Origin of the sequence: Corynebacterium sp. HMSC068G04, from assembly GCF_001814885.1 — a bacterium.
In the GTDB taxonomy this organism is placed as follows: domain Bacteria; phylum Actinomycetota; class Actinomycetes; order Mycobacteriales; family Mycobacteriaceae; genus Corynebacterium; species Corynebacterium hiratae.
Map to the genome: position 1 here is coordinate 195,530 of NZ_KV818338.1, position 10,275 is coordinate 205,804.

General features: G+C 62.8%; 7 protein-coding genes and 1 tRNA gene. 6 read left to right on the top strand and 2 right to left on the bottom strand.

Annotated features, from left to right (window positions below; all coding sequences use genetic code 11):
- Nucleotides 1-93 precede the first annotated feature (93 nt).
- Complete coding sequence (lysA, locus tag HMPREF2993_RS09200) at nucleotides 94-1,431, bottom strand: diaminopimelate decarboxylase (protein ID WP_046648914.1); 1,338 nt, start codon at nucleotides 1,429-1,431, stop codon at nucleotides 94-96.
- Between the two features lie 12 nt (nucleotides 1,432-1,443).
- Nucleotides 1,444-3,105 carry an arginine--tRNA ligase gene (argS, locus tag HMPREF2993_RS09205; protein WP_046648913.1) on the bottom strand — a complete coding sequence of 554 codons (1,662 nt, stop codon included), beginning with the start codon at nucleotides 3,103-3,105 and terminating at the stop codon, nucleotides 1,444-1,446.
- Between the two features lie 236 nt (nucleotides 3,106-3,341).
- On the opposite strand from argS, the gene HMPREF2993_RS09210 reads away from it, so the two are divergent.
- From HMPREF2993_RS09210 to HMPREF2993_RS09235, 6 genes are all read left to right on the top strand, one after another.
- On the top strand, nucleotides 3,342-4,994 hold the full coding sequence (locus HMPREF2993_RS09210) for an L-lactate permease (protein WP_070702027.1): 1,653 nt from the start codon (nucleotides 3,342-3,344) through the stop codon (nucleotides 4,992-4,994).
- 324 nt (nucleotides 4,995-5,318) lie between these two features.
- On the top strand, nucleotides 5,319-6,104 hold the full coding sequence (locus tag HMPREF2993_RS09215; protein WP_010187137.1) for a (Fe-S)-binding protein: 786 nt from the start codon (nucleotides 5,319-5,321) through the stop codon (nucleotides 6,102-6,104).
- Nucleotides 6,104-7,609, top strand: coding sequence for a LutB/LldF family L-lactate oxidation iron-sulfur protein (locus HMPREF2993_RS09220; protein ID WP_070511539.1), 1,506 nt, complete (start codon nucleotides 6,104-6,106; stop codon nucleotides 7,607-7,609). The genes HMPREF2993_RS09215 and HMPREF2993_RS09220 overlap by 1 nt, the downstream gene beginning before the upstream one ends.
- Nucleotides 7,606-8,235 carry a LutC/YkgG family protein gene (locus HMPREF2993_RS09225; protein WP_070443739.1) on the top strand — a complete coding sequence of 210 codons (630 nt, stop codon included), beginning with the start codon at nucleotides 7,606-7,608 and terminating at the stop codon, nucleotides 8,233-8,235. Before HMPREF2993_RS09220 ends, HMPREF2993_RS09225 begins: the two co-directional genes overlap by 4 nt.
- A gap of 104 nt (nucleotides 8,236-8,339) precedes the next feature.
- Nucleotides 8,340-9,935 carry an alpha/beta fold hydrolase gene (locus HMPREF2993_RS09230; protein ID WP_070511535.1) on the top strand — a complete coding sequence of 532 codons (1,596 nt, stop codon included), beginning with the start codon at nucleotides 8,340-8,342 and terminating at the stop codon, nucleotides 9,933-9,935.
- Nucleotides 9,936-10,073: 138 nt separating this feature from the next.
- A tRNA-Arg gene (locus HMPREF2993_RS09235) sits at nucleotides 10,074-10,147 on the top strand.
- Nucleotides 10,148-10,275 lie beyond the last annotated feature (128 nt).

Here is a 10,275-nt window from a genome sequence, read left to right on the forward strand (position 1 = left end):
ACGAGCTGTCTATTTCTACGCGAAGTGGCCGGCACAACGCGCGACCGGCCATATCTTTGTGAATAAAATGCGGTGAGCTGTGGCAACGCCGCGCTAGTCGACGTCCAACGCCAACAAGTCCTCCACCGTTTCCCGGCGCAGCATGAGCGAGGCTTTGCCGTCACGCACGGAGACGACCGCCGGGCGCAAAGCACCGTTATAGCGCGAGGCCATCATGTACTGATAGGCACCGGTGGTGGCGAAAGCGAGGAGATCCCCGGTAGTGATATCCGAGGGGAAACGGCGCTCGTTGACCAGAATGTCGCCGGACTCGCAGTGGAAGCCCACGATGCGCGAATCTACGGGCTCGCCCTGGGTGCGGCGGTTGACCACGCGCACGTCGTACTCCGAGCCATAGAGCGCCGGCCGGATGTTATCGGACATGCCACCGTCCACGGAGAGGTAGCGGCGCATCGGCAGATCCGCCTTGCCGGTCTCCACATCCTTGACCGTGCCCACGCGGTAGACGGTGACCGCGGAGGCCCCCACCAGCGAGCGGCCGGGCTCCACCAACACGAAAGGCGGCTTGATGCCGAGCTCAGTAGCGGTGCGCTCCACGGCGTCGAGCAGGTCCTTGGCCAGCGTGGCGACGTCGAGGGCTTCCTCGTATTCCATGTAGGGAATGCCGAAGCCGCCGCCCAAGTCCAACTCCTCGAGGGCAACGCCGAGCTCGGAGTGAATGCGCTTGTACAGGCTCAGCACGCGCTCGGCTGCCAGCTTGAAACCATCGGCATTAAACACCGAGGAGCCCACGTGGCAGTGCAATCCCACGAGCTTAAGGTTCGCGGATTCCAGCACCGTGCGAGCCACCTCGAAGGCAGCGCCGGTGGACAGGGAGATGCCGAACTTTTGGTCCTCGTGAGCCGTGGCGATGAATTCGTGCGTGTGGGCATCCACGCCAGGCTTCACGCGAATCATCACCGGCTGCACGCGGCCGGCGGCCGCAGCAATGCTGTTGAGGCGCGAGAGCTCCTCCGCGTTATCCAGCACCACATGGCCAATCCGCTCGTTAACGCACAGCTCGAGGTACTCGTCTTCCTTGTTATTGCCATGCGCGGTCATGCGCTCGGGCGGGAAGTCCGCGGCGAGCGCTAGCTTGGCCTCATTGAGGGAGGCGACGTCGAGGCACAGGCCCTCCTCGTCTACCCAGCGCACGATGCGCTTGGTGATGAAAGCCTTGGAGGCGTAGTGCACGTGGTCAGGGCCGCCGAAGGCCTGGGCCATGTCCCGGCAGCGCGAGCGGAAGTCCTGTTCATCGAAAACATAGAGCGGGGTGCCGTATTCTTCGGCCAGCTCGGTCAGGGAAACGCCACCAATCGAGACCACGCCATCGGAGTCACGCGCTGCGTTGCGCGGCCACACGTGGGCCGGAAGAGAATTGAAATCAGTCATCGATACCTTTTCTTACATCTTCTCCGGTGCGCTAACCCCGACCATGGTCAAGGCATTGGCCATGACCTGGCGGGTGGCGCTGGCCAGGGCGAGGCGTGCGGAGTGAATCGGCTCGGTCTCTTCACCAGCCTTCGGCAGCACTTGGCACTGGTCATAGAAGCGGTGGAACACGGCGGCAAGCTCCTCGGCGTAACGCGCGATGCGGTGCGGTTCACGCAGCGTAGCGGCGGTGGCCACAACCTCGGGGAACTCGCCTAGGGTGCGGATGAGGTCGCCTTCCTTCTCGTGGGTGAGGAGGTCGAGGGGGCCGTCGGCAAGCGCGGCGGTGTCGAAGCCCAGCTCTGCTGCCTTGCGCAGGATGGAGCAAATACGGGCGTGGCCATACTGCACGTAGTAGACCGGGTTATCCGCCGACTGGGAAGCCCACAGGCCCAAGTCGATGTCCAGGCTGGAATCCACGGAGGAGCGCACCAGGGAGTAACGCGCGCCGTCGACGCCGATAGCCTCGACAAGGTCATCAAGGGTGATGACGGTGCCGGCACGCTTGGACATCTTGACCGCCTGGCCATCGCGGACGAGGTTCACCATCTGGCCGATGAGGACTTCGACGGCCTCCGGGTCATAGCCCAGGGCCTGGGCCGAGGCGCGCAGGCGAGCGATGTAGCCGTGATGGTCTGCGCCCAGCATGTAGATGGCCAGGTCGTGGCCGCGGTCGAACTTATCGGCCACGTAGGCGATATCGCCGGCGATGTAGGCGGCGTTGCCATCGGACTTGATGACCACGCGGTCCTTATCGTCACCGTATTCGGTGGATTTCAGCCACCATGCGCCCTCGGCTTCGTAGAGCTTGCCGTTGTCCTTGAGCTTCTGGATGGACTTCTCCACCGCGCCCGACTCGAAGAGGGAGTTCTCGTGGAAGTAGACGTCAAAGTCCACGCCGAACTCGTGGAGGGACTCCTTGATCTGGGCGAACATCATCTCCACGCCGGCAGAGCGGAAGGCTTCCTGCACGTCGGCGTCGCTGCCATCGAGAGCTGCCGGGTTCTGATCCAGCACCCCCTGCGCGATCTCCTTAATGTAATCGCCGCCGTAGCCGTCCTCCGGGGTGGGCTCGCCCTTGGCGGCAGCCACGAGGGAGCGAGCGAAGCGGTCGATCTGTCCGCCGTGATCGTTGAAGTAGTACTCGCGGGTCACCTCCGCGCCGGAGGCTTCGAGCACGCGGCCCAGCGAATCGCCCACGGCAGCCCAGCGGGTTCCGCCCAGGTGGATCGGGCCAGTCGGGTTCGCGGAGACGAACTCCAGGTTGATCTTCTTGCCCTGGTAGGTGGAGTTGCTACCAAAGTCCGCACCGGCGCTAAGGACTTGGGCCACGATGGCGCCCTGGGCAGCAGCAGCGAGGCGAATGTTGAGGAATCCCGGGCCCGCGATGGATGCTTCATCGATGGCGTCATTGCCGGCGAGGGCATCCGCCAGCCACTGCGCCAGCTCGCGGGGCTGGGTGCCGGCCTTCTTGGCCACCTGGAGTGCCAGGTTGGTGGCGTAATCGCCGTGCTCCGGGTTGCGCGGGCGCTCCACGCTCACGGTCTCCGGCAGGACGGAGGAGTCCAGCTCATGCTCGGTGAGCACGGCGGCGGCAGTGTTCTTGATCAGGACGGAAAGATCTTCAGGATTCATAGGGCCAAAGTCTATCGTCTCCGCCGCTTGGAGGCGCTACCAGGTCTCAGACGTTAGCAAGGTCACTCACCCCCATCGGGTGAACAATGCAGCACAGCGAAGCGCCAAGTTCTACCCTAAAAGGCGTTATCTGAATCGATTCAATCTTTCGCCCTCTCGCTCGGCCGAAACATGCGGTGCCGCATCCTGGGGATCTCCACGAGGACGCCAGCGGGAGCCAACTGGAATTGAGATTTATGTCAACCTTCAACATCACCACCGACGCCATTGCTGGCAACGTGGGGCTTACCGCGCTGGTGTCCACGCTGCCGCTCATCGCGTTCTTCATCACGCTCTTGGGCCTCAAGGCCCGCGCCCATACCTCGGGTGCGGTAGCGCTTCTCGTGGCACTCCTCATCGCAGTCTTTGGCATGGACATGCCCACCGGCATGGCCCTGTCCTCCGCGGTGCGCGGCGGACTCTTTGGCCTCTTCCCCATCGTCTGGGTGATCATCACCGCCATCTGGTTCTACGAAGTGACCGTGGCTTCCGGACGATTCAATGACCTGCGCAAGACCTTTGACTTGCTGGGCGATGGCGATATCCGCATCCAGGCCATCCTCATCGCCTTCTGCTTCGGTGGCCTGCTGGAGGCCCTCGCCGGCTTCGGCGCTCCCGTCGCGATTACGGCGACCATGATCCTGGCCTTGGGTGTTAAGCCGCTCAAGGCGGCCACCACGGTGCTCATTGCCAACACCGCGCCCGTGGCCTTCGGCGCGGTGGGCATCCCAGTCACCACCGCGGGCTCGGTCGGCGGGCGCACCGCCGAGCAGACCGCTGACATCGCCGCGTTGATTTCCCTCCAGGTCCTGCTCATTGCCGCCGTCGTGCCTTTCTTCATCCTCTTTATCCTTGACGGCATGCGCGGTGTTAAGGAGGCCGGCCCCGCCGCGGCCGTCATCGGCATCTCCTTCGCCATTGCCCAGTGGGCCGCGGCTACCTTCTTCGCCTACCAGCTCACCAACGTCGTGGCCTGCATCGTCTCCCTCGGCGCGGGCTTCATCTTCCTGCGTGTGTGGAAGCCCAAGGGTGTCGACAGCCTGCGCGAGCGCATGGAGCTGCCCGCCCAGGAGGAGGTCACGGATCTCAACGGCAGCCGCATTTGGATGGCCCTGCTGCCCTATGCCGTGGTCACCGCTGTCTTCGCCATCGCCACCGCATGGCCGGCCATCTTCGGCTTCCTGCAGGTCAACGTTGCCTGGCCGCTTCTCGACGGCACCGTCTTCGACGCCGAAGGCCACGCCATGGACACCGCCTTCACGTTCAACGTGCTGGGCAACCCGGGCACCTTGCTGCTCATCTCCGGCATCATCGTGGCCATCATCTACATGGCCTTCAATGAGAACGGCCGCTACACGCTGGAGGCCTCCGCACCAGTGGCCAAATTCGGCGAGGTAGTCAACCGCATGAAGTTCTCCGCGCTGACCATCATCTTGGTCCTGGCGCTGGCCTACACTATGAACTACTCCGGCCAGACCATTTCCATTGGCCAGTTTGTAGCCTCTGTAGGCGGCATCTTCGCGCTCTTTTCCCCCGTTCTGGGCTGGATCGGCACTGCGGTCACCGGCTCGGACACCTCTGCCAACGCGCTCTTTGCCAACCTGCAAGTCACCGCCGCCGAGCGCATCGGCGTCAACCCGGACCTCATGCTGGCCGCCAATACCTCGGGTGGCGTTGTGGGCAAGATGATCTCCCCGCAGTCGCTGGCCATCGCCGCCACCGCGGTCCAGATGGAGGGCGAGGAATCCCGCATCTTCAAGGCCGTCGTGGGCTACTCTGTGGCCTTCCTCGCCGTCGTGTGCGTCATCGTCTTCCTCATGACCAACGTGCTGGGCTTCTTGGTCCCCTAAAAGGGTTTAGCCATAAAGTTCTACACCACTAACTACCCCCAGATTCGGGCGTCTTCATCGCCCAGTCTGGGGGTTGCCTCATATCGGCCGCGACCGCTGCGACCATCACCGCACGTTAGGAATTTCACAACATTAGTGTTGCGATAAAAAGCCAGGTAGGAGGGGTAATCCCGTGTCGATAATGTGAGTTTTGGGCGGTAGGCTCAAAGGTACACACTCGAAAAATGCCCAGTGCGGCTGTCCTGGTAGCGCGCATCCGAGCACAACTCCGCTGTGCACAGCACGGGACAAGCCACATGGAGGCAGATTAAGGAGCGCTCACAAATGCGAATAGCATTGTTTTCCACCTGCATCGGTGACTCACTTTTCCCCGATGCCCACAAGGCCACGGCCCTGATCCTCTCCCGCCTGGGCTACGACGTCGTCTTCCCCGAGGAACAGACTTGTTGCGGCCAGATGCACATCAACACCGGCTACCAGGAGCAGACCTTGGGCATGATCCGCACCTATGCGGACGCCTTCGCGGATCCCTCCATTGATTACGTGGTTTCTGCCTCCGGCTCCTGCGTGGGCGCCGTGCGCGAGCAGCACGAGATGATCGCGGACCGCTTCGGCACCTCCGCTGATGTGGACGGCGCCAAGAAGGCAGCCGGCAAGACCCTGGACTTGCCGGAGTTTCTTGTCGACGTCGCCGGTGTCACCAACGTCGGCGCCTTCTTCCCTCACCGCGTGACCTACCACCCCTCCTGCCACGGCCTACGTTTCCTCAAACTGGGTGACCGCCCCTACCAGCTTCTTAAGGAGGTCGAAGGAATCGACCTCGCCCCGCTGCCTAATGCTGAAGAGTGCTGTGGCTTCGGCGGCACCTTCGCGCTCAAGAACGCCGAGGTTTCTGCCGCGATGGTGGGTGACAAAACCCGCCACATCCGCGAAACCGAGGCCGAATACGTCACCGGCGGTGACTCCTCCTGCCTGATGAACATCGGTGGTGCCCTGGCCCGCCAGCGCTCCGGTGTTCGCGCTATCCACTTGGCGGAAATCCTCGCCTCCACCAAGGAACACCCGTGGACTCCTACCTCTGCGGCCTACTCCAAGGAGAAGATGCTCTAATGACTTCCTTCCTCGACACCACTCCTCCGCGCGCTCCTGAAGGCTACGGCAACCTGCGCGGCTCGAAGGCCTTCGTGCCGCTGGCTCACGTGGGCCTCAACAACGCCACCCAGCGCCGCAACCTGCACCACGCCACCACCACGATTCGTGACAAGCGCCAGCACGCCGTGGATGAAACACCGGACTGGGAGCAGCTTCGCGACGCCGGCTCGGCACTCAAGGATGACGTCGCCGTGCGCATGGGCGAACTGCTGCTCCAATTCGAAGAGCAGGTGACCAAGCGCGGAGGCATCGTCCACTGGGCACGCGACGCCAAGGAAGCCAACGAGATCATCGAGGGTCTTATCCGCGAGACCGGTGAGACCGAGGTGGTCAAGATCAAGTCCATGGCCACCCAGGAAATCGCGCTCAACGAGCACCTGGAAGAGGCCGGCATCCACGCCCAGGAAACTGACCTGGCGGAGCTCATCGTCCAGCTGGGTGAGGACAAGCCTTCCCACATTCTGGTCCCGGCTATCCACCGCAACCGCGCGGAGATTCGCGACATCTTTGTCAACAAGATGCCGAATACCGATGACTCCCTCAAGGCCGAGCCGGCGGAACTGGCTGAGGCATCCCGCCAGTTCCTGCGCGAGCAGTTCATGAAGGCCAAGGTCGCCATCTCCGGCGCTAACTTCGGTGTGGCAGAAACCGGCACCATCAACATCGTGGAGTCCGAGGGCAATGGCCGCATGTGCCTGACCCTGCCGGAGACCCTCATTACCGTGATGGGTATTGAGAAGCTTGTCCCGACCTTCCAGGACCTCGAGGTCTTCCTGCAGCTGCTGCCGCGCTCCTCCACTGCAGAGCGCATGAACCCGTACACCTCCATGTGGTCTGGTGTGACCGAAGGTGACGGCCCGCAGAACTTCCACATCGTGCTGCTGGATAACGGCCGCACCGCTGCTCTGTCCTCCCCCAAGGGCCACGAGGCACTCAAGTGCATCCGCTGTTCTGCCTGCCTGAACGTCTGCCCGGTCTACGAGCGCGCCGGCGGCCACGCTTATGGCTCCGTTTACCCGGGCCCGATTGGTATCTCCCTGACGCCGCAGCTGACTGGCATGAAGGACCACAACGATCCGTCGGCAAGCTTGCCCTATGCCTGCTCCCTGTGCGGCCGTTGCGACGAGGTATGCCCGGTGCGCATCCCGCTCTCCCAGGTCATTCTGGAAAACCGCTACCAGAAGGTCACCCACGCCACCCCGCCGGTCGAAGAGAAACTCTTCCAGGTAGTTGAGCTGGTGTGGAAGAACCCGAAGATCTGGAACCAGATCACCCACATGGTGGCGCTCGGCCGTGTCCTCGGCGGTTTCAACGGAGTCATCGACAAGCTGCCGCTGTTCATGTCTGGGTGGTCCGACGTACGCGACACCGCCGTTCCGCCGAAGAAGTCCTTCCGCCAATGGTTCGACACTGACGAAGCTCAAGAACTCCTCGCCCAAGCCAAGAAGGAGGGCATCAAGTGACCACCGCCAAAGAGGAAATCCTCAACCGCATTTCCGCCGCCCAGAAGCAGGCCGGCCTGCCGGACCACGTAGACATTCCGCGCGAGTACCAGAAGGAAGGCACGCTCAACGAGGATGAGCTGCGTGAGATGCTGGTGGACCGCCTCGAAGACTACAAGGCTGATGTGCACGTCACCGATGAGTCTGGGTTGAACTCCACCCTCGTGGACATCCTTAAAGAGCGCGGTTGCTCGAACGTCGTCTACGCACCCGGCATGGACGCTGGGCTTCTCGACGGCTTCGAAGGCACCACCACCCCAGACGACAACGCCAAGGACCCGCGCGAGCTCGACGCTGTCGATGCCGTGGTGACCGAATCCCACGTCACCTCCGCGCAGACCGGCACCATTGTGCTTGAGTCCAATGAGACCTGTGGCCGTCGCGCGCTGACCCTGGTGCCGGACCGTCACGTGTGTATCGTGCGCAAGGACCAGATCGTCTACGGTGTCCCGGAGATGGTTTCCCGTATGAACCCGGAGCGCCCGGCAACGTGGATCTCTGGCCCTTCCGCTACCTCGGATATCGAGCTCTCCCGCGTGGAGGGTGTCCACGGCCCGCGCGATCTTATTGTGGTGATTGTTAAGTAGTGTGACGTTCGGGGGCACCCGCCCCTTCCGAACACTCGGCTCACATCACCCCCGGCGCATAGGATAAGGCACGTACTTATTAACGATTTGAGGAGCCTTATTCTATGCGTCTTTCTCGCGTTTTAGGCTCGGTGCTGGGGCCCGTAGCTGTTGCTGCCGGCCTGGTTGCCGCGCCCGCTGTTGCTCACGCCGATCAACCCACCATCAACTGGGGCCCGTGCCCGGAAGGGGTCACCGAAGAGCGCGCTGAATGCGGGCACGTGACCGTTCCGACCTATCACGATGCCCCGGAGAAAGGCACCATCGACGTCGGCCTCATCCGCCTCAAGGCCACCGGAAACCGACAGGGCACCCTGTTTACCAACCCGGGTGGCCCGGGCGGTGACGCGTATAGCTGGGTGAGCTTCGCCGCGTGGCCGGAGGAAGTCAAACAGAGCTACGACATCATCGGTGTGCAGCCGCGTGGCCTGCGCGAGTCGGGAGAGGTGAACTGCACGGCCAGTGAGCTGGGCGCCAATCCCCTTGCGGAGATGACGCAGATCGGCGCGATTACCCGCAATGACTGCGAGAAGAACACCCCTGGCTACACCGACTCCCTGACGACGGAAAACACCGCCAAGGACTGGGAGGTTGTCCGCCAGGCACTCGGCGAGGAGAAAATCAACATCGCCGGTCTCTCCTACGGCACCTTCCTGGGCTCCACCTACGCCACGCTCTACCCACAGCACACCGACAAGGTCGTGCTCGACTCTGGCATGAACCCGAACATGGCATGGAACCAGATCTTCGCTTCCCAGCAGGCAGGCTACGAGAATGCGCTACATGACTTCTTTGCGTACGTGGCCAAGAATGACGCCACCTACCACGCCGGAAAGACCCCGCTGAAGGCCTACGAGCGCTGGTCCCAGATTGTTGCCGCCGAGGCAGGCGTGCGCCCGACTGTGCTTCCACCAAACGCCCAGATTGGTGACCTCCCGCCGGGGCTGGAGTTCGCCGGCCAGCCAGGTGCCAATATCATGACTGCTACCGGTGAGCTGCGCGTGCAGGCGGAGCACCTCGCCGGCAAGGTACGCAACCCGCAAGCTGTCCAAGCCTCCTCGCCGACGCTGTCCGCAACCCGTGAGCTGCTCCCCCGCCCGGAGGCCTGGGACACGCTGGCCAAGCACATCGGCGGCATCGAGCCAATTAACTTTGAGGAGCAGGCAGCACAGCAGCCTCAGCAGGATCCGCAGCAGGCTCAGCAGGACGTTCTCAATGCCGTGAGCATGCAGAACATCATCATGTGCAATGAGAACACCGCGCCGACGGATCCCACCCTCATTCCGGCGTTCCTCTGGTCGAACTTCGTCACGATTGACCCCTTCACTCTGTTCAACTCGATGTACGCCTCCGGCGCGGGTTGCGGTGGCCGCGCACCGGTCAACACCCCGATTGCCGTCTCCGGCCAGAACCTGCAGACCAAGCCGCTGCAGCTGCAGGCCACCGGTGACCCGCAGACCCCGTACGCTTTCTACCGCGGTCTCTCGGATCCGATGCAGTCCCGCGTGGTGACCGTCCACGGCCCGGGTCACGGCCACTTCGCGATGGGCAACAAGGCCGTCGACCAGATCGTGGTTGATTACCTGCGCACCGGTGAGGTCCACACCGCGGATGCGCCGGGCTTCTTTGACCAGCCCCAGGCACAGGAGCAGCCCGCTTAGTCGCACAGGCTGCGGGAGACGAGCGAGCGGCGATCCTAACCGCTCGCTACTCCCACCACACCCCCATCGGCGTGAGGCCAATTACTGCGCTTCAGTCTTTATAGGCTAGAATCGCATCGTTGGCATTTCGCCAGCAATGCCCTTGTAGCTCAGCGGATTAGAGCATCGGTTTCCGGTACCGAAGGTCGCAGGTTCGATCCCTGTCAGGGGCACTTTTTCATGCCTAAATCTCTCCACTCAGGCTGCGCCCCGGCCCGTATTTTCAATAATGCCACGAGTGCGGGGGGCGCCTTGCGCATTCTGCATTCCCCCAGACCTGAAACCCGCAACCTGCAGGTGG

Coding starts and splice junctions, on each gene's coding strand:
- HMPREF2993_RS09210 (WP_070702027.1), top strand. CDS start 3,342: ATGTCAACCTTCAACATCACCACCGACGCCATTGCTGGCAACGTGGGG.
- lysA (WP_046648914.1), bottom strand. CDS start 1,431: ATGACTGATTTCAATTCTCTTCCGGCCCACGTGTGGCCGCGCAACGCA.
- HMPREF2993_RS09215 (WP_010187137.1), top strand. CDS start 5,319: ATGCGAATAGCATTGTTTTCCACCTGCATCGGTGACTCACTTTTCCCC.
- HMPREF2993_RS09220 (WP_070511539.1), top strand. CDS start 6,104: ATGACTTCCTTCCTCGACACCACTCCTCCGCGCGCTCCTGAAGGCTAC.
- argS (WP_046648913.1), bottom strand. CDS start 3,105: ATGAATCCTGAAGATCTTTCCGTCCTGATCAAGAACACTGCCGCCGCC.
- HMPREF2993_RS09230 (WP_070511535.1), top strand. CDS start 8,340: ATGCGTCTTTCTCGCGTTTTAGGCTCGGTGCTGGGGCCCGTAGCTGTT.